21 protein-coding genes are annotated in these 18,911 nt (G+C 29.7%); 11 read left to right on the top strand and 10 right to left on the bottom strand.

Going from position 1 to position 18,911, the window contains the following annotated elements:
- Positions 1-55: 55 nt before the first annotated feature.
- The 4 genes from CCUN_RS03840 to ribA form a co-directional block, all read right to left on the bottom strand.
- Positions 56-595: a superoxide dismutase family protein gene (locus CCUN_RS03840; protein WP_027306163.1), complete on the bottom strand. Its 540-nt coding sequence runs from the start codon at positions 593-595 to the stop codon at positions 56-58.
- A 66-nt stretch (positions 596-661) separates the two neighbouring features.
- Positions 662-2,623 (bottom strand): LTA synthase family protein, encoded by a 1,962-nt coding sequence (locus CCUN_RS03835; RefSeq protein WP_232087677.1) that lies wholly within the window; start codon positions 2,621-2,623, stop codon positions 662-664.
- 199 nt (positions 2,624-2,822) lie between these two features.
- On the bottom strand, positions 2,823-3,338 hold the full coding sequence (rsmG, locus tag CCUN_RS03830) for a 16S rRNA (guanine(527)-N(7))-methyltransferase RsmG (protein ID WP_051521749.1): 516 nt from the start codon (positions 3,336-3,338) through the stop codon (positions 2,823-2,825).
- A gap of 53 nt (positions 3,339-3,391) precedes the next feature.
- Positions 3,392-3,955 (bottom strand): GTP cyclohydrolase II, encoded by a 564-nt coding sequence (ribA, locus tag CCUN_RS03825; protein ID WP_027306167.1) that lies wholly within the window; start codon positions 3,953-3,955, stop codon positions 3,392-3,394.
- 90 nt (positions 3,956-4,045) lie between these two features.
- Between ribA and hemB the strand changes: the two genes are divergently transcribed.
- The 5 genes from hemB to CCUN_RS03800 all read left to right on the top strand — a co-directional run bounded on the left by hemB (position 4,046) and on the right by CCUN_RS03800 (position 8,376).
- The gene (hemB, locus tag CCUN_RS03820; RefSeq protein ID WP_027306168.1) at positions 4,046-5,029 is read left to right on the top strand and encodes a porphobilinogen synthase; all 984 of its coding nucleotides are present in this window, start codon (positions 4,046-4,048) and stop codon (positions 5,027-5,029) included.
- Complete coding sequence (gene argF / locus CCUN_RS03815) at positions 5,026-5,928, top strand: ornithine carbamoyltransferase (protein WP_027306169.1); 903 nt, start codon at positions 5,026-5,028, stop codon at positions 5,926-5,928. Before hemB ends, argF begins: the two co-directional genes overlap by 4 nt.
- A 3-nt stretch (positions 5,929-5,931) precedes the next feature.
- Positions 5,932-6,423: a DUF2603 domain-containing protein gene (locus CCUN_RS03810; protein WP_027306170.1), complete on the top strand. Its 492-nt coding sequence runs from the start codon at positions 5,932-5,934 to the stop codon at positions 6,421-6,423.
- Entirely contained in the window at positions 6,410-7,765 is a 1,356-nt protein-coding gene (hemN, locus tag CCUN_RS03805) for an oxygen-independent coproporphyrinogen III oxidase (protein WP_027306171.1), read from the top strand. The genes CCUN_RS03810 and hemN overlap by 14 nt, the downstream gene beginning before the upstream one ends.
- 377 nt (positions 7,766-8,142) lie before the next feature.
- Positions 8,143-8,376: a hypothetical protein gene (locus CCUN_RS03800; RefSeq protein ID WP_027306172.1), complete on the top strand. Its 234-nt coding sequence runs from the start codon at positions 8,143-8,145 to the stop codon at positions 8,374-8,376.
- Between the two features lie 320 nt (positions 8,377-8,696).
- Here CCUN_RS03800 and CCUN_RS03795 read toward each other — a convergent pair whose 3' ends face one another.
- From CCUN_RS03795 to purM, 3 genes are all read right to left on the bottom strand, one after another.
- Complete coding sequence (locus tag CCUN_RS03795; RefSeq protein WP_415270579.1) at positions 8,697-9,320, bottom strand: MarC family protein; 624 nt, start codon at positions 9,318-9,320, stop codon at positions 8,697-8,699.
- A 21-nt stretch (positions 9,321-9,341) separates the two neighbouring features.
- A complete protein-coding gene (locus CCUN_RS03790) occupies positions 9,342-9,701 on the bottom strand; it encodes a methionine-R-sulfoxide reductase (protein ID WP_027306174.1) in 360 nt (119 codons plus the stop codon).
- Between the two features lie 479 nt (positions 9,702-10,180).
- Entirely contained in the window at positions 10,181-11,170 is a 990-nt protein-coding gene (gene purM / locus CCUN_RS03785) for a phosphoribosylformylglycinamidine cyclo-ligase (RefSeq protein ID WP_027306176.1), read from the bottom strand.
- A 61-nt stretch (positions 11,171-11,231) separates the two neighbouring features.
- On the opposite strand from purM, the gene coaE reads away from it, so the two are divergent.
- Genes coaE through CCUN_RS03770 form a run of 3 tightly spaced genes read left to right on the top strand, consistent with a single transcriptional unit; the run spans position 11,232 to position 13,265 of the window.
- Positions 11,232-11,825: a dephospho-CoA kinase gene (gene coaE, locus CCUN_RS03780; protein ID WP_027306177.1), complete on the top strand. Its 594-nt coding sequence runs from the start codon at positions 11,232-11,234 to the stop codon at positions 11,823-11,825.
- Positions 11,822-12,571 (top strand): diaminopimelate epimerase, encoded by a 750-nt coding sequence (dapF, locus tag CCUN_RS03775; RefSeq protein ID WP_027306178.1) that lies wholly within the window; start codon positions 11,822-11,824, stop codon positions 12,569-12,571. Before coaE ends, dapF begins: the two co-directional genes overlap by 4 nt.
- Positions 12,546-13,265: a glucosaminidase domain-containing protein gene (locus CCUN_RS03770; protein WP_027306179.1), complete on the top strand. Its 720-nt coding sequence runs from the start codon at positions 12,546-12,548 to the stop codon at positions 13,263-13,265. Before dapF ends, CCUN_RS03770 begins: the two co-directional genes overlap by 26 nt.
- Here the strand turns inward: CCUN_RS03770 and CCUN_RS03765 are convergent.
- On the bottom strand, positions 13,262-14,296 hold the full coding sequence (locus CCUN_RS03765) for an ATP-binding protein (RefSeq protein ID WP_027306180.1): 1,035 nt from the start codon (positions 14,294-14,296) through the stop codon (positions 13,262-13,264). The genes CCUN_RS03770 and CCUN_RS03765 overlap by 4 nt on opposite strands.
- 133 nt (positions 14,297-14,429) lie before the next feature.
- Here CCUN_RS03765 and CCUN_RS03760 point away from each other — a divergent pair, with 133 nt between their 5' ends.
- The 3 genes from CCUN_RS03760 (at position 14,430) to CCUN_RS03750 (ending at position 17,922) form a co-directional block, all read left to right on the top strand.
- Positions 14,430-15,725, top strand: a complete 1,296-nt coding sequence (locus CCUN_RS03760; protein ID WP_027306181.1) for a Cj0814 family flagellar-dependent secreted protein — start codon at positions 14,430-14,432, stop codon at positions 15,723-15,725.
- Positions 15,726-15,851: 126 nt separating this feature from the next.
- Positions 15,852-17,159, top strand: coding sequence for a (Fe-S)-binding protein (locus tag CCUN_RS03755; RefSeq protein WP_027306182.1), 1,308 nt, complete (start codon positions 15,852-15,854; stop codon positions 17,157-17,159).
- Entirely contained in the window at positions 17,143-17,922 is a 780-nt protein-coding gene (locus tag CCUN_RS03750; RefSeq protein ID WP_027306183.1) for a DUF5416 family protein, read from the top strand. Before CCUN_RS03755 ends, CCUN_RS03750 begins: the two co-directional genes overlap by 17 nt.
- Here CCUN_RS03750 and CCUN_RS03745 read toward each other — a convergent pair.
- Positions 17,912-18,121: a hypothetical protein gene (locus tag CCUN_RS03745; protein ID WP_027306184.1), complete on the bottom strand. Its 210-nt coding sequence runs from the start codon at positions 18,119-18,121 to the stop codon at positions 17,912-17,914. The two genes, CCUN_RS03750 and CCUN_RS03745, sit on opposite strands and share 11 nt — an antisense overlap.
- A 42-nt stretch (positions 18,122-18,163) precedes the next feature.
- Positions 18,164-18,904 carry a YaaA family protein gene (locus tag CCUN_RS03740; protein ID WP_027306185.1) on the bottom strand — a complete coding sequence of 247 codons (741 nt, stop codon included), beginning with the start codon at positions 18,902-18,904 and terminating at the stop codon, positions 18,164-18,166.
- Positions 18,905-18,911 lie beyond the last annotated feature (7 nt).

The raw sequence follows: 18,911 nt of genomic DNA, 5'->3' as shown, positions 1-18,911 counted from the left end.
AGATTTTTTAAATTTTAAAAATAAAACTATCCTCAAAATTGAGGATAGAAAATTTTTATTTAAAAACGCCACAAGCCATTCTAGCACCGCCACCGCCAAGTGCTGCTGGTGTATCGCTGTGATTATCTCCACCGATATGAACCATTAAAGCGTGATTTTTAATATCACTAAGATTTTTAATTTTAGGAGCTAAAACAGGATTTGTAGCTTTGCCATCTTTATCAACATAAAGTGCTGGTAAATCTCCCATATGTCCATTATCATCCCAAGGTAAAGAATGTCCGCCGGTTTTTTTAGGATCCCAATGTCCGCCCGCTTTCATTCCTAAACCTTTATCGTTTGCACCACAATCTCCATTTTCGTGAATATGAAAGCCATGAATTCCCGGCTCTAAGCCCGATAGATTAGGGAAAAATGCCACTCCGTATTCAGTTTGCACTGCGATAACTTCACCTGCTGGTTTATTGCCATCTTTTCCAAGAAGCTCAACTTGAACCACTAAATGATCTTTAGCTGATTTTGGGTCGAAAATCTCTGTATTTGCTGCTAAAAGCAAACTTGCTGCTGCCATAGAGGCAAGAATAATTTTTTTCATTGATTTTTCTCCTTAATTTTTGTAAAATAAAAGTTATATTCTATAATAATTTTTATTAACAAATTATTAACGCAAAAGATTCAACCTCCAATATAACTGCCATAAACTAAGTTCTGTGTAAAACTTAAAGAAGTTTTGATGATATTCATCAGGCTCAAAATCTTGTTGAGTGTTTTTAAGGGTTGTGTTATTTTCATAGAAATATGCCTTAGGGCTTTTTGCAAGATATATGCCATTTTCATCAATCAAAACTCCCGAGTCGTTAAAACCAAATTCAAGCTTAGGATTCATAGGGGCTTGCAACATGCTACGTCCGCCAAGACTTAAAAATTCCACCTCGCTTAAACTCAAATGATAAAGAGTGGGAAAAATATCTTTGTGTGAGCCTATGCGATTTTTATCAACATACAATCCTTTTTGAAAATCTTTAGGGATGTAAAGATAAAAAGGCACACTATAAGCAAAGGCTTTTTCTCTGTCAAAATCAATGTCAAAATTTCTTACCCTATGGTCCCCTGTTGCAGCAATGATGATTCTATCTTTAAAGGAGCTTGTTTTAACTGCGTCTAAAAATTGACCAAATTCATCGTTAGCATAAGTATAATATTTTAAAGTATTATGAGCTTGATTAGAAAATTTATTCAATAAATCTTTGGAAATTTTCTCAAAATCAAGCAAATTTTCATTGATTTTATGTGTAAAAGGTGGATGATTTGAGACGCTTAGAGACATTATAAAAAGGGGTTGTTTAGAGTCCTTTAAGAGTTTAAAAATCTTTTGATACATAAATTCATCGGCAACGCCGTATCGATGGATTGTCTCCTTTGCTTGGGGATATTCTTGTAAAAGCACATTTGCATCAATAAAAAGCTCCACTCCATTTACTTGTGCAAATTCTCCAAAATTATACAAATCTTTTTTCCCTGAAGTGACAAAAACGATTTTATATCCTGCTTGTTTGTAGAGCTGCAAAGGAGTAAAGTCAAGCTTTGTGAGTGAAAATTTAGAAGTCGTAAGCTCTTTAGTAAGAGGACTAATAAAAAATAAACTCATCATAGAATTTAAAGTCCCATTAGTGCTTGATAAAAATCGCTTGAAAACAAAATCTTCTTTAAAATGTTTATCCAAATGCCCCAAAAAATTATATTTTTCATTGCTAAATTCAAGGACATTTAAGCCAAAACTTTCCATAAGATTAAAATAAACATGGGGCTTAATCTCTTTTGCCAAATCATTTTTAGGACTTTTTTGAAAGAGAGGAAAAAGCTGTTCTTGCAGAATCACTCCTTGTTCTTTAGTCATAGAAATTTGCTTTGATAGGGTGTCTTTATTGTAATTTTTCAAAGCCCAATAAAATGCCAAAAGAGGATTTGTAGAAAGTTCATTGATGGCTTTATTGCTTGAAAATTGATAATAATCATATCTTAAATTATGCCCCCTTAAACTTGCAAAACACAAACAAATCAAACAAACATTAAGGACAAATATGGTTGAAGTTTTCAAGGAGTATTTTTTGATTTTTGCTTTTAAAATAATGCGATTTAAAAACACACAAAAGATACTGAAAGCAAAAAGCAAAAAAGTCAAAAATAAAACGGGATAATCTCTAAAAATGATAGATAAAATCGCGGCAGTGTCATCGTCTTTTAAGCCAAAAATAAAAATATCAATTTTGTTTTTATACATTTGATAATAATAAAAATTGATAAAAACAAAGAGCAAAACAAGAAAAGAAGTAATAGCAAGATAAAGGCTTGAAGCAAAAGTATAAATTCTAATTACAAATGAATCCCCCCCCCTAGCTAACTTCGATTTAAATAAGGGGCTTAAAAGCATTGCGAGCAATAAAGGCAAGAAGATATAAGTCAATGTTTTTAAGTCCATTCTTAAACCTGCAAGAAACATTTTTGTAAGCTCTTCATAGGCTTGATTTAAGATAAAATAATAGGACATCACAAAACGCATTGCACTAAAAACAAGTAAAAATAAAGAATAAAAAACAAGAATTTGTATGAAAATTTTTCTCATTAATTTTCTCCTTAAAATCCGAAATTTTCTAAATAACAAAGCAGATATGATACAATAAATTAATTTTAAAATTTATTAAACTTAACACTATAAAGGCATTTAAAATCTTTTCTAACTCATCTTTAAATATAACCATTACTTCATATATAAAAATCATCAAAAATAATATTTTATTCACTTTTACCCCTTTTTAACAAAATCAAGGTTTAATGAAACAATACCTCCTAAAACCGCGTGCGAAAATTTCATAATGTTTAAAATTTTTTAATTCTTCATCGACCCCGCTCCCTTTATAGAGTAAGAAAAGAGTGTGTTCATCGATAAAATTTTGACAAAGTTTGATTAATGAAGAAGCATTCATTAAGGCTCTTGAAGTGATAATATCGGCTTTAAATGGGGTTTGATATTCTTCAATTTTTTGTTTAAAAATGTGCAAATGAGGCAACTCACATTCTATTTTAAGCATTCTTAAAAAGGAGGCTTTTTTTGCATTTGGTTCAAAAAGATAAAAATCAGCTTTTAAAATAAAGGCTAAAAATATGGCAGGAAATCCTGCTCCACTTCCTATATCTACGATATTTTTTGCAAAACTTAAATCCTTAAAATCCAAAATTTTAAGGCTGTCTATAATATTTTCATCGATATTTTTAAATCTTGTGAGATTGTGGGTTGAATTAAATTTTTTAAGCAAAATTTTATAATTTTGCACTTTCATTTCAAAATCTTTTATATCACAAGTTTTTAAACAATCAAGATGCTCTAAAAAATTCACTCTTTTAAATGCCCCATTTGTCTTTGCTTGATATTAATATATTCAGCATTAAAGCGGTTTGGTTCTATGAGTATAGGGATACGAGTGAGTATTTTATCTTTGATACATTCAAGTTTTTTAGGATTGTTTGTTAGAAGATTGATTTGCGAAATTTTATAATATTTAAGAATAAAATTTACAACTTCATAACTACGTTCATCAGCCTTAAAGCCGAGTTGATGATTTGCTTCTATGGTATTTAAACCCTTATCTTGCAAAGCATAGGCATTGACCTTATTAAAAAGCCCTATGCCTCTTCCTTCTTGTCTGAGATAAATGACCATTCCACCATATTTTTCTATGTATTTTAAAGAAAATTCAAGTTGCTCTCCACAATCGCATTTTAAACTTCCTAAGGCATCGCCTGTTAAGCATTCTGAATGAATTCTTAAATTTATAGGATTTTGAGAAAGTTCTTTAAAGATACAAAGATGTTCTTTGTTATTTTCTTCAAAACTTTGAATTTTAAACATTCCCCATTTGCTCGGCAAATTTGCAATTTCTGAAATTTTTATATCCATTGACTTACTCTTTATCATTAAATTTATGCTAAAATCTAATTTTATAGTTTTATTAAAAATTCAAAATTATGTCAAAAAAAGGATAAAATTATGTTTAAAAGGTTTAGAAGACTTAGAATGAATGAAAATATTAGGGCTATGGTTAGCGAAAATCACCTAGAAATCAGTGATTTAATTTATCCGCTTTTTGTGGTTGAAGGAAAAAAAATCAAAAAAGAAATTTCTTCAATGCCCGATGTTTTTCAAATGAGTCTTGATGAACTTTTAAAAGAATGTAAAGAATTAGAAAAATTAGGCATAAAAGCCATTATGCTTTTTGGAGTCTTAGAAAATTCAAAAAAAGATAGCTGTGGGAGCGATAGTCTTGATGATGAGGGGCTTATAGCAAAAAGTGTTAGAGCGATTAAGGAGAAATTTCCAAATTTAATTGTCATTTGTGATCTTTGTTTTTGTGAATATACAGAACACGGACATTGTGGCATTATAGACCCTAAGACTAAAAGTGTAGATAATGACGCCACTTTAGAAATTTCAGCAAAACAAGCTTTAATTCAAGCTAGAGCGGGAGCGGATATGATAGCACCGAGCGGAATGATGGACGGGATTATAGAAATTCTAAGAAAAAGCTTAGATGAAAATGGTTTTGAAAATTTACCGCTTATGGCGTATTCTACTAAATTTGCTTCAAGTTTTTATGGACCCTTTCGAGACGTGGCACAATCAACTCCAAGTTATGGGGATAGAAAAAGCTATCAAATGGACTTTAGAAATGGAAAAGAAGCCCTGCTTGAGAGTTTAGAAGATGAGTTGCAAGGAGCGGATATTTTAATGGTAAAGCCGGCTTTAGCCTATCTTGATGTGGTTAAAGAAATCAGTCAAAATTCCAAACTTCCTTTGTGTGTTTATAATGTGAGTGGAGAGTATGCTTTACTCAAAGCTGGGGCTAAGGCTGGGGTGATTGATTATCAAAAAATGGTTTTTGAGATAATGATAGCATTTAAAAGAGCGGGTGCAAAGCTTATCATTACCTATCATGCTAAAGAATTAGCCAAAATGTTAAAGGAGGGTTTATGAGACATTTTTTAAGTTTAAAGGATTTTAGCAAAGAAGAAATTCACGCTTTAATCACTCATGCGGCTGAACTTAAAAAAAATCCTCAAAAACTTTTGCCTGATAAAACCTTAGCCATGATTTTTGAAAAAAGCTCTACACGAACAAGAATGGCTTTTGAACTTGCTATCACAGAGCTTGGAGGAAAGGCTTTGTTTTTGAGTGCAAATGACTTGCAACTTCATCGTGGTGAATTGATTAAAGATACAGCAAGAGTGATTGGAGCTATGGTGGATTTTGTCATGCTTAGGGTTAAAAACCACGAGGATTTAGTTGAATTTGCTAAGTATTCAAAGGCTCCAGTGATTAATGCTTTGAGTGATCTTTGTCATCCCACTCAAGTTTTAGGCGATTTATTGACAATTCAAGAATGGAATAAGCAAGGAAAAATCGCTTTTATCGGTGATAGTAACAATATGTGTAATTCTTGGTTGATTGCTGCTGCAATTTTAGGTTATGAAATCAGTATAGCTCTTCCAAAAAATTACGAGATTAACCCTGAAATTCTAAGTTTTGCTAGAGATAAAGCTCTCAAAAGTGGGGCAAAAATTTCAATCACACATAATAAATTCGAAGCGATTGAAAATAAAGATGTTGTCATTACAGATACTTGGATTTCTATGGGGCAAGAAGAGGATAAAGACAGAAAGATTAAGGATTTTGAAGGCTTTATGGTTGATAAAGAAGCAATGAGTGTGGCAAATGAAGGAGCGATTTTACTCCATTGTCTTCCAGCTTATCGAGGGTATGAAGTCAGTGAAGAGCTTTTTGAAGCCCATAGTGAAGTGATTTTTACAGAAGCAAGAAATCGCTTGTACGTAGTCAAAGCTCTGCTTTGCTTTTTAAATCAAACAAAAGGATAGAAGATGAAAGAATTAAAAAAATACAATACTTGTTTAAAACGTATTAATGAATTTTCTCAAAATTTAGGGATAAAAAAAGAAGATCAAACCATTTTAGAACTCAAAAAAACTCAAAAGGAAAATGAAAAACTCTTGGTTTTGAAAAATGGTAGTTTTGATGGACCTGAACCTTGGTTTATCGTCGATGAAAATGATGAAATTCATACTTTAGTGTCTTTAAAAAGTCTTAAAAATATTTTAGAGAATTTAAAACAAAACCAAAAAGAAAATTTTGAACTCAGACTCGAAAAGGCAATTTATCAACAAATTCCCATTGATTTTAACGATGCTTGGACGGTCGCTATGGACGCTATTAAACAAAAAGCAAAAAATGGCTTAATGGAGGTAAATATCGACCTTGAAAAATTGATTGCAGATATAAAAAAAGAACATCCTAACCTATTTGTAGATATGGAAGCTATGGTAGAAAGGGCAAGAAACGATGAAAGATTATAAGGCTTATGTGAAGTATTCTAAAGCAGGACCCCGCTATACTTCTTATCCCACTGCTGTGGAATTTAGCTCGAAATTTAAATACGAAGAATACATACAAATTTTAAAAGAACAAAGCAGAAATCTTTCTTTGTATTTTCACTTACCTTTTTGTAGAAGTGCTTGCTATTTTTGTGGCTGTAATGTTATATATACAGCCAAAGAAGAGAGTAAGGAAAGGTATTTGGACTATCTTTTTAAAGAGCTTAATCTTTTGGATAAAATTTTAGACACAAAGCGAGAGGTTGTGCAAATGCATTTTGGAGGCGGAACTCCTACTTTTTTTAGTGCAAAGCAATTAGAAAGACTCATTTTAAAGATTAAGGATGTTTTTAGGAATTTTTCAGAAGATGCCGAAATAAGTTGTGAAATTGATCCACGTTTTTTAAATGACGCACAAGCCGATGTTTTAACCCAAAATGGTTTCAATCGTATCAGTTTTGGAGTGCAAGATTTTGATGAAAGAGTGCAAAAAGAAATCCATAGAATTCAGCCCTTTGAACTCACCAAAGAAGCAGTAGATAGAGTGAGAAAAAGAAAGATTAAATCCTTAAATATGGACCTTATTTATGGTTTGCCCTATCAAAGTTTAGAAAGTTTTTCTCAAACTTTGGAAAAAATTTTGCTTTTAAATCCTGATCGTTTAGCGATTTTTAACTATGCTCATGTTCCTTGGCTTAAAAAAAATATGAGAAAATTTGATGAAAAAACACTACCAACTCCCGAAGTTAAACTTCAAATTTTGGAATTTTGTGAAAAATTTCTAAGTCAAAATGGCTATAAAATGATAGGAATGGACCATTTTGCAAAAGAAAATGACGAACTTTTTAAGGCTTTGCAAGACAATACCTTGCATCGCAATTTTCAAGGTTATACCACAAAAGATGGTGCGGATTTGATAGGAATTGGGCTTACGAGCATTGGTGAGGGAATTGGACATTATGCACAGAATTTTAAAGATATGTCAAGCTATGAAAAAGCTATTGATGAGGGATTTTTGCCTTTTGAAAGGGGTGTGCTTTTAAGCGAAGAGGATAAAATTAGAAAAGAAGTGATTATGTCTTTGATGGCAAATTTTAAGTTGGATATTAAAAAGATTGAAAAGAAATTCAATCTTAAATTTGAGGAATATTTTAAGCAAGATTTAGAGGATTTAAAAGAATACAAAGATTTTGTAAGTAAAGATGAGAATTTCATCAAGGTTAATGAAACAGGAGTTTTGCTTATCCGCAATATTGCTATGTGTTTTGATGCTTATTTTAGAAATATTAGCGAAGATAAAAAGGTATTTTCTAAAACCGTTTGAGTTAAAAAGTAAATCCTTTTTAAGGTATTTACTTTTACATTTTCAAATAAAAAATATTTCAAAATCATATGTTGAAAAAAATTTTAATGATGATTGATTTTATATTAAATATTAACTCAATATTCTTAAAGATTTTTATTTATATCAAAAATCTTAATTTCATTTCAAATTCTCGCAATCTTTGTCGTTTTAATATAAAAAAAGATATTTTAATCAATTCAACAAATGATTTTAAATCTGCATATATCAATAACTTGTTTTTAATATGATAAAATTAAACATTTTGTTTTTATCTGTCATATAATGCTTATGATGAGCCTATAAAGGAAATTTTTATTCTCAAAGATTCTATACAAAATAAAATTTTAAACGACAAAATGACACAAAAACAGATTCAATCACTTAATGATTTCAAAGCTAAAAATCAAGCTTCAACGCATTGGATTGATGAAAAATTTCATAAAATTGCAGAACAAAGCAAAAAAGACATTCAAAAAGAAATGCAAGAACAATCTAACAATAAAAAAGTCATAACCAAAGCTGATAAAAATAAACAAGATGAAAACAAACCCTTCACCCCATACAAGTTAAAAAAAGAGCAAAACTTATGACACAAACGAATTTTAAAAAAGCTTTTAAAAGAGCAATTTGTTTTAAAAGAACAATTAGAACTTTTATTTAGCATTCAAATCAATGATAAGACAAACACTCAAATTTAAATCAAATTCTTTCTCAAATGAATTTAAACAATATCAAGCATAAAAGTGTGGATATTAAAGTTTAATAAGTCTTAATTTTTAAAATTGAAAAAAATAAAGCGATTTTATGATTTAAATACGCGAAAAAATTGCTTATAAATTATGATAAAATCGCTATTAGAATGTGATTAAGGATTTTATTTTACTAAAAAATTAACTCTTGCAACTTAAATTTATAAATTAAATATACCCTTTAAACCTGTTACCATAATCTTAACACCGATAGCGACAATGAAAACAAGGGCTATTCTAGAAAAAACATGCAAAATGAGTTTCCCAACAATTCTTTCAATCATTGCAGCAAAATGAAATAAAATTCCCATAAAAATAAAGGCTATAATCACAGCCCCCAATGCGATTTCAAGTCCTCCATCTTCTGAAAGCACAACAATGGTTGCTAAGGTTCCAGGTCCTACAAGCATAGGAAAGGCCATAGGGATTAAACTCTGTCTTAAAAGCTCTTTTTCGTCCATTTCTTGATAATGTGAAAAATCCTTCGTTGCGTTTCTCGTTGAAAAAAGTAAATTTTTTAAAGACATAATAATAAGCACTAATCCACCAGAAACCCTTAAATCATCAAGGGTTACACGAAAGATATAGTTCATAAACAAAGAGCCTGAAAACAAAAAGACCAAAACAATGATAAAAGCAGTATATAAAATAGTCCTAAAAAGTTTTTTTCTAAATTCTAAGGATAAGCCCTCGCTCATTGCTAAAAATTGAGTGAGATTTCCAAAAGGATTCAATACAGCAAGTAGAGTAATGGCTGAAAAAAACATTAAGTGAATTTCTTGCATATGCACAAACATTTTGTATTTTTAGTCTTGACTTTTAACAAATTCTAAAGAGATAGAATTGACACAATGTCTGATATTTTTAGGTGAAAAACCCTCCCCTTTAAAAACATGCCCTAAATGTCCCCCACATTTTGCACACAAAATTTCCGTTCTTATACCATCTTTATCAGGCAATCTTTTCACAGCACCCTTAATCTCATCATCAAAACTTGGCCATCCACAACCTGATTTAAATTTATCCTTAGAGTCATAAAGCTTAGCACCACATTGCTTACAATGATAAAAACCTTTTTCGTAAAAATCATTATATTTTCCACTAAAAGGAGCCTCTGTGCCCTTTTCTAAAATCACTCTTTTTTCTTCATCGTTTAATTTTCTCATCTTTTTTCCAAATACAAAATTTAATGCGTATTATACAATTAAAAAGCAATTTTGGGTTTATAATTGTCAAAAAAATTTTGGGTTAAGCAAAGAAAAGAATTTTAGTTTTTTAGAATATATTTTATATAATCTTAAATTGTCTAAATCTAAGTTTTAATAAATTTTAACACTGCTATATATCAAAATCAATTGAACATAATATTTTAAAACACGAACAAGATTAATTTCTTTATTGACTTTCATTAAACAAATAATCTTTTTAAAGATTTTATAAAAATATTTTTGCTTTGATTCACACAATACGTCTTTGAAATTTTTAAAAAAAGTCTTTTTATGCTTAATTTCAATGATTTAATTCTTGGTTTTTAAAAATTTTAAATATCTATACAAATTGCAAATTTTTATAGATAAAAAAGTCAATTTTAAACATTGTTTAAATCATTTTTGCAAATCTTTAAAAATTTCCATTCACATCGCAATCATTCTAAATTCACTCCTTCATTAATAACCACCTCTCCTATGATGAAAGCGTCAGAATTTTCAAGCACTTTAGAGACATTTTTAGCACTCACAACAAGCACCATTCCAACGCCCATATTAAAGCTTTTATACATTTCATTTTCTGCGACAGCTTCAGCAATTTTATAAAAAATTTCGGGAGTATTAAGATGATGTTTTCTTATAATACAACCTATGCCTTGAGGGAAAATTCGGGGCAGATTTTCCACCAAACCTCCGCCTGTAATATGAGCTAAAGCGTTGATATAAGGCTTAAGTTTTAAAAAATCTTTCACATAAATTCTTGTTGGTTTTAACAAAATATCGATAAGTTTTTCATCGCCTATTTTGTCTTCAAAATTCATTTTTAAGCTTTCAAAAAGCACCTTTCTGGCTAAAGAATAACCATTAGAATGAAGCCCTGAACTTGGCAAAGCGAGTAAAATGTCTCCATTTTTAACAAATTCTCTTCTATCAATCTCCTCTTCTTCAGCCATTCCCACTGCAAAACCCGCCAAATCAAAATCACCTTGAGCATACATTCCGGGCATTTCAGCTGTTTCGCCTCCGATTAAAGCACAACCAGCTTTCTTGCAACCTTCTACAATCCCACAGAGAACATTTTTTGCAACTTCTATTTCAAGTTTAGCACTCGCATAATAATCCAAAAAAAACAAAGGTGTAGCAAAATTACAAATCAAATCATTCACACACATTGCAACCAAATCCTGCCCTATGGTATCATATTTTTTTGCATCAATAGCAAGACGCAATTTTGTCCCAACTCCGTCTGTTGCTCCTAAAATCACAGGATTTTTAAAATGAGAAGGCATTTTATAGGCTCCAGAAAAAGAACCTATGCCTCCTAAGACATTTGCATTAAAAGTTTGTTTTACAAGAGGTTTAATGGCATTGACAAAGGCATTTGCATTATCTATACTGACTCCAGCTTGTTCATATGAAATTTTCATTTATTTTCCTTTAAGAATTTACAAGGTATTTTAACAAAAAAAATTTTAATAAGGTATAAAGATGAATCATACTTTTTTTGTGAGTGCAAGCATAGCTTGTGGAAAGAGTACTTTTATAAAAATTGCCCATTCTATGGGTTTTGAAAGTTTAAGTGCTGATGAAATTGCCCATGAAATTTTAAATGAATTTTCAAATGAACTTGCAAGACTTTTCGAAAATCCTGCTTTGCTTATCAATGGTAAAATCAATCGCAAAGCCTTAGGGGCTTTAGTTTTTAGCGATAAAAATGCTAAAAAAAAGCTCGAAAATTTTATGCATCCTAAAATCAAAGAAAGACTTTTGGAAAAAATACACATTTTAGAGCAAAAAAACAAGCCTTTTTTTGTTGAACTTCCGCTTTTTTTTGAAAACAATAATTACGCAAATCTTGGAAAAAGCATACTCATTTATGCAAACAAAGAACAAAGTTTAGAAAGATTGATGAAAAGAGAAAATTTAAGCAAAGAAGAGGCTTTAAAACGCATTGAAGCACAAATGGATATTGAAAAAAAAATTCCTCTAGCAGATTTTGTCATCTACAATACAAGCACTTATGAGAATTTTAAGGCGGAGTGTATTAAATTTATAGAAAAAATTTCAAGGGGAGAAATTTGAAATTTTATAAATATTATGCCAATGGCAATGATTTTGTAATTTTTAGTGCGGACAAAAAGGCGGACAGAAGTGAGCTTGCAAAAATTGTGTGCAATCGTTATAAAGGTATAGGAGCGGATGGGCTTGTCGTGCTTTTGCCGCATAAAGATTATGATTTTGAATGGGAATTTTACAATAAAGACGGAAGCACAGCTTCAATGTGCGGCAATGCTTCAAGAGCAGTGGCACATTTTGCACATTATATTAAAGGAATGGATGTAAAACTTCGTTTTTTAACCTCTGCAGGAGTGATTGAAGCAGAAATTGAAAAAGACTTTGTAGAAGTGAATTTAGGTCAAATAAAATACACAAAAAAAGCCTTTGAATTTGACAATAAAACATGGCAAGAATGTGATAGTGGAGTGCCTCATCTTGTGCATTTTTGTGAAAATTTAGACGCATTTGATAAAAAAACTTGTGAATTTTTAAGAAAAAAGTATAATGCAAATGTAAATTATGCCGAAATTATAAATAAGAATTCAATCAAAGTTCGCACCTTTGAAAGAGGTGTTGAAGATGAAACCTTAGCTTGTGGAACAGGAATGGCGGCTTGTTTTTACCTGGCTTTTTTAAAAAAAATGGTGCAAAATGAGGTTAAAATCATCCCTAAAAGCAAAGAAGAGGTGTTTTTTAGATTTCAAAAGGATTGTATTTATTTTAAGGGTAAGGTGAGATATTGTTTTGAGGCAAATTATAATTTTTCTTAGTTTTATGTCTTTGATTTTTGCAAGTGAATTTGGAGAAAATTATTATGATTTAGACGCAGAGCAAAGAAAGCAAATTTTTTTCGTTAAAATGAATGAAATGCTTGATGTTTCTTTTGAAAATATTAAGCAAGAAAGAGCCTTCGTGGAGGCTTTTTTAAATGAAAGTGCTAAAAATGCTTTTAGAATTAAAAATCAAAAAAATTTAGAAAAACTCATAGAAATTAAAAATAAATACCGCATTGAAAATCTTTTTGACTTAGCAGAATATCAAAAAAAAATTAATTTTATTCCAAAATCTTTAGGTATGGCTCAAGCTTTGGTTGAGAGTGCTGTTGGGACAAGTCGCTTTGCAAGAGAAGCAAACAATCTTTTTGGAGAATGGACTTGGAGCGGAGAGGGCTTATTGCCTCAAAGAAGACACACAAATAAAAATCACAGAATTCGCATCTTTGATAATCTGCAACAAAGTGTGGATTCTTATGTACTGAATTTAAATCGTCATTTTGCCTATGAAGATTTTCGAGAAGCAAGGGCTAAATTTTTAGAACAAGGTAAAGAGATTAAAGGTTTAGACGCTATTCACTCTATGCATTCTTATTCTGAAAATAAGAACTATATTAAAATCTTAGAAAGCGTTATAAAAAAATATGAATTAGAAAAATACGATGAAATTCAAAAAGAAAATTTGTTTTAAAATCCTAAAGCCCATTTATCAAAAGGTAAAACCTCAAATTTTACTCCTTGCTCAAAAAAACTTTCATCATTTGAAAGGGTGATAAAAAAAATATGAAAAATTCCAAGCTCAAGGGCTTTAGGTAAAATTTTTTTCGCACGAAGTTTGATAAAATCAAGATCTAAAGTAGGACTTGAAATATAAGCAATTTTAGAATCTTTAGAATAAAAATGAAAGAATTTATTATAAAAAAAATTTTGTTTTAATTTAAAAAGCTCATTCAAAATGAGGTTTTCAAATAAATGTTTAAAATCCTTTTGAATGCAAAGAGCATTTTTTAAAGCAAAATCCCTAAAATAAATTTTTCTAAGCTTTTTTTCATCATGAAAAATGCTGTGTATCATAAAAGAATCTTCTAAGTCTTTTACACTTTGATAAAGGCTATCTTTAGAGGTTTTAATGTTATTTTTAACTTCTATAAAGAGCTGGGCTATGCTGATTTGTTTGCCTAAATTCTTAGCTAAATATTTTAAAATTTCAAGCTCTAAGACATTAAAATTTTTTCTTAATATTTCATTATCCCTAAATACCGAACGTCCTGATTGTAAAAAAAGTCCCACAAGATGATTGATGGGTAAGTTTTTTTTACTCGCACTAATAAATTCTTCAAAATCCAAATAATCAAGCTCAAATTCTGTAAAATTTGGCACAATAAAATTTTTCTTATCCGTGCTTAGAATTATAGGGATAGAAATGGAATCTAAATTTGGGATAAAATCAAGATTATAAAGGCAAAGAATTTTAATTTGGGAATTTTGTTTTAAAAAAAGTTCTAAATTTTTTAAGCTTTCCTTTTCAAATCTTAAATCTTTTAAATCCAAAAATAAAATTTCTTCGGCTTTAAAATCTGAAAGAAAATTTAAAATCAAACTTTTTTTACCGCAATATTTAGGACCTTTTATCAGTGTATTTTTTAAAGAAATTTTTACTTTTCTTTCAAAATTTGGCTCAAATTTAGGGTGATTTTCATAAAAAAAATTAAGTATTTTCATAATGATTTATCCTTTTTAAAAGGATAATTATAGCATAATAATTTACAATGATTAAATTTGAGTTTTATCTAAAAATGGAATAAAATTTGCTTGTTTTAGATTATTGCTTTTAATCTAAAATAAGGAGACAAATATGAGTATTTTCGGTATCAATGATAGTTCATCATCTGCTTATAGTTCTATACTTTCTAAGAGTAAAGAAAATAAAGAGAATAATCAAGTTAAATTTGCTAATGCTATGATAAAAGATAATGTTACAAAATTAAGTGGAATTCAAACTCAAAATACTTTCACTCTAGCAAAGAATGAAATACTCAATTCAAATCCTTTAGATAATCCTTTACAAAATTCTATTTATGCTTTAAAATATAAACAAGGTGAAATCAATAAACAAAGTGAAACAAATCAAGCTGTTTCTATGGCTTATGGTTATGGAGTGGATAGTCAAGGTTATATGACAAGTGATTTTAATAAAGCAGCAGGATTGCCAGAGGATTTTAAGATACATAAATCAACTTTAGAGGAGATAGAGAGGGCTGCAGAAAATTCTGCTATTACTTCAGGTATCAAAGAATATCTAGGAGTAGATAAATACTACACTAATATAGATATGGCAGACACTATAAAACAATATTACAATCTTTTTTCTAATGCCTTAGATAAAAGTTTTCCTAGTAATAAAACAAGTTTTAGTGAAGCGGATTTGGAAAGCTTACCTAAGGGCTATAGTGTGAGTGGGATTAAAACAATAGATTTTAATGACCCAAATAATAGAATGAATATTACTCATCTAAAAGATTTATCTGAGGCTTCTGTTGCAAATATTTATAGAACTTCTGAACAAATGAAAGAAGCTTCAAGTCTGTATATACAATCTGGACTTTCTATAAGTGGCATAGAAGGAAATAATTTTGGTTTATCTTTACAAGATTTAAAAGAAACTTATACTAATGGTGGTAATGATTGGGAGTTTAACCCTGATATGTCTGTATATTCAAAGAATGAAAAAGGGGAATATCCTAAAGAAGCTTTGTTTATGAGTTTTTTAAGAGCAAATGGGGGACAACCTGTTGAAAGTTCAAAGACTACACTAAATCCAAGAGTAGAGGCTTATAATACAGCTATGGCTAAAGAAAGTTTTAATGGTTTTCATATTGATATCGATGATATTATGACAGGTAAGGTTGATTTTACAAGTTTATTAAAAGCGGATGCTTTAGGAGGTTGGTTAGATGGTCATATCTATGCCTATGAAAATGGGGTTAAATGGCAAGATTCTAGTATAGGCTATGGTGGTGCTTGGTTTGACAGACAATTTAATCAAGCAAAGGCTAATGGTTGGAAAGCAAGTAGTGAAAGCATTAATTCTTATGTAGCTTCTGTTATGGATAGACTTAATAATCTCATAAATCAAACTAGAGTGGTTTAAAATCAAATTAAAACATTTATGCTAGAATAAAACACTTTATTATTTTTTGACTAAGAAATTTAAATCAATTTTCTTAGAAAATCATTTGTTTAATACAAAAAAGTTTTGAAAAATGTGGTGTAGATGATGAATTTTAAAGAACTTTCGGATGCTTGTGTTAAATGTGGAAAATGCATCCCAACTTGCACAATACATGAAATAAATTCTGATGAAAGCACAAGTCCTAGAGGATTTTTAGATCTTTTAGCTGCTTATAAAGAAGGGAATATTGAGCTTGATAAGGAGGCAAAAAAGATTTTTGAGTCTTGTTTTTTATGCACAAATTGTGTTGAAGTTTGTCCATCTCATCTAAAAGTGGATAATGCGATTGAAGCGGTGCGTTATGATCTTGCTAAAAAATTTGGCATAGCTTGGTATAAAAAAATCATTCTTTTTCTTTTAAGAAAACGCAGAATTTTGGATATTGTAGCAAAATTTGGCTTTGTCTTACAAAGCTGTGCTTTTAAAATTCAAAAACCTTTAGATATTAATTCAAAAGAAAATTTAGGTAAAAATTTAGGAATGAAAGCGAGGTTTTCCTTGCCTTTTGTTAAAAAAGGAAGGCTTTTAAGCTCCTTGACTCAAACGAGTTTTTTGAATCAAAATTCTGAATTTATCGATAATGGCGGAGAAAAAACTTTAGGTTTTTTTGTAGGTTGTTTGTCAAATTATTTTTATACAGATACAGCAAATTCCGTGCTTAAAATAGCTCAAAAATTAAAAATCAATGTGGATTTGATGAAAGAACAAGTTTGTTGCGGGGCACCACATTTTTTTACGGGTGATTTTAAGAGCGTTGAAATTTTAGCTAAAAAAAATATAGAATATTTTGAAAAAAAACTTCAAACTTTAGAAGCCATCATTGTGCCAGAAGCTACCTGTTCGGCTATGCTTAATGTTGATTTAGAGCATTTTTTTATGATGCAAGGACAAGAAGATTGGGCAAAAAGAGCAAAAAAGATTTCTTCAAAAATTCATTTAGCCACTTGGTATTTTTATAAAAACACAGAGCTTTTAAAACTCTTAAATCAAAAACAAAGACGTGATATTTGTTTAACCTATCACGATCCTTGTCACGCTAAAAAAATGCAAGGGGTGTTTAAAGAACCAAGAGAGCTTTTAAAAGCAAATTATCGTTTTGTTGAAATGGAAGATTCTAACGCGTGCTGTGGTTTTGGTGGTGTAACGATGCAAATGGATTATTATGATAAAGCTTTGAGTGTGGGACTTAAAAAAGCAAAGATGATTGATGAAAGCGGAGCACAAATTGTGAGTGCAGAATGTTCAGCCTGTAGAATGCAAATTTCAAATTCTCTTGAACAAAATAAAAGTAAAGTTATATTTAAAAATCCTTTAGAGCTCATAGCAAAGGCATTAGATGAAAGTGCATTTTAAGGGTAAAAGTGCAGAATATGAAATAGAAAAATCGCATTTTTGTGCCCATGCTTTTGTGGTTAAGGATAAAATCAACGAGAGAGATGGGGTGAATTTCATAACTTCAAATGTCGATTTTTTGGAATTTAGCGATGAACATTTTAGTTTTGATGAAATCATTAAATTTTTAGAGACTTCGAGCGATGAAAATACAATCATTGTTGATGAATTTTTTGAAAAAGATGAGAGGAATTTAAAAGAAAAAGATTTGAATTCTCAAAAAAATCATTCAAATCAAAACGAAAATTTTCCTTGCAATGAAGAGGAAAAAGTATGCAATAAACAAGAAAAATTTCAATTAACTTTAGCAGAGTATTATTCAAGGATTTTTGGTAAAAATTTATTTGTTAAATACACAAAAGAATTTGAAAAAAATGAGAGCTTTGAGCTTTCAAATGTAGAAAAACTCGAATTTTTTAAAGATTTAGAGGAGAGTGAGCAAGAGCTTTGTTTTGTAAAAATTGAAATTTTAAATTATGATGATTCTTGTGATAGTATTAGCTTTAATCTTGAACTTTTCCCAAGCGGAGTAAGCTATAAATATGGAATTTATAAGAATATTTTACGTATTATTTTATTAGGAAAAATGCAAAATTCAGAGCTTTTTGCATTTTTGAGAAGTTTTATCTATAAGAGTAAAGATAAAATTATAGGAGAAAAGATTTTTACCCTTACTCTTAATCAAAATCCATTTTATAAGCTTAAAATTAAATTTATTGCTTAGAAATATCCTCGATATTTGCTCTATTTTTTTCAATCAAAGTGCGATTTTGAATCACCTTGCTTTCAATTTCACTCATATGTTCTTTTAAATTTTGTATATTTTGGTTTAAAAGCTTAATCTTTCTTTCATAACGCATAGTGATTAAAAACACTATGAATAAAAATATAATGATTATGGTTAAAAATAATAAATATTCCATAATTCTCCTCCTTTTTCATACTATAAAAGTTCATTTCAAGCTTTATTCTAAAATTTCTAAGATAATTTCTTCCTTAGGTCCTAAAATTCTAATTTCCTTTAAATGGAGCTTATCAGGGAGTTTGTCTAAGAGATTTTGATTGTCTTTGATTTGATTTTGAGCTAAAATTCTAAGCAAAATTCCCCGATAAGCTTTAGCAAAATGACTGACTATTTTTCCATTTTTAATGAATTTATATGTGGTAAATCTTTTTTTGGGAATATAAAATTTATCATAAAATCCAGCCCTTAAATCTATGATATTTTCATCCTTTAAAAATTCATCAAGTTTTGAAGAAAAATTGTCTTTATAAAATTTTTCTATGGCAAAATTTTCGATTTTTGCACCCTGCTTGAATTTATAAAAAGGCAAAGTATCGCTTGCTCTAACAACGCCAAAAAGATTAGAAAAAATTAAAGTGTTTTCTAAAATATAATCCTTGCTTGTTTTATCTAAACTTTTAAAATCAAGAAATTGATAGCTAACACCGCTATAGAGTTCGATAGCTCTGTTTGTAGGAGAAAGTTTTAAATCTTGTTTAAATTTGGAAAATTCTTTGGTATTTTTAACTCCAAAAAAATCTTTTAAACTCTCATCATCACTTGATTTGACAAAATTTTCATAGCAAGAGAGGGCGTGAATTCTTAATTGAAATAAATCCTTAAATATAAATGAATCTTGATTTATCACAGGATAAGGACAAAATTCATTCTTATTTTCGCTTGGAGAAAAAAGTATCTTCACAATTAAA

The sequence above is a fragment of the Campylobacter cuniculorum DSM 23162 = LMG 24588 genome (assembly GCF_002104335.1).
Lineage (GTDB): Bacteria > Campylobacterota > Campylobacteria > Campylobacterales > Campylobacteraceae > Campylobacter_D > Campylobacter_D cuniculorum.
The sequence above is the reverse complement of the archived record's forward strand: the minus strand, read 5'-3'. Positions and strand labels throughout refer to the sequence as shown.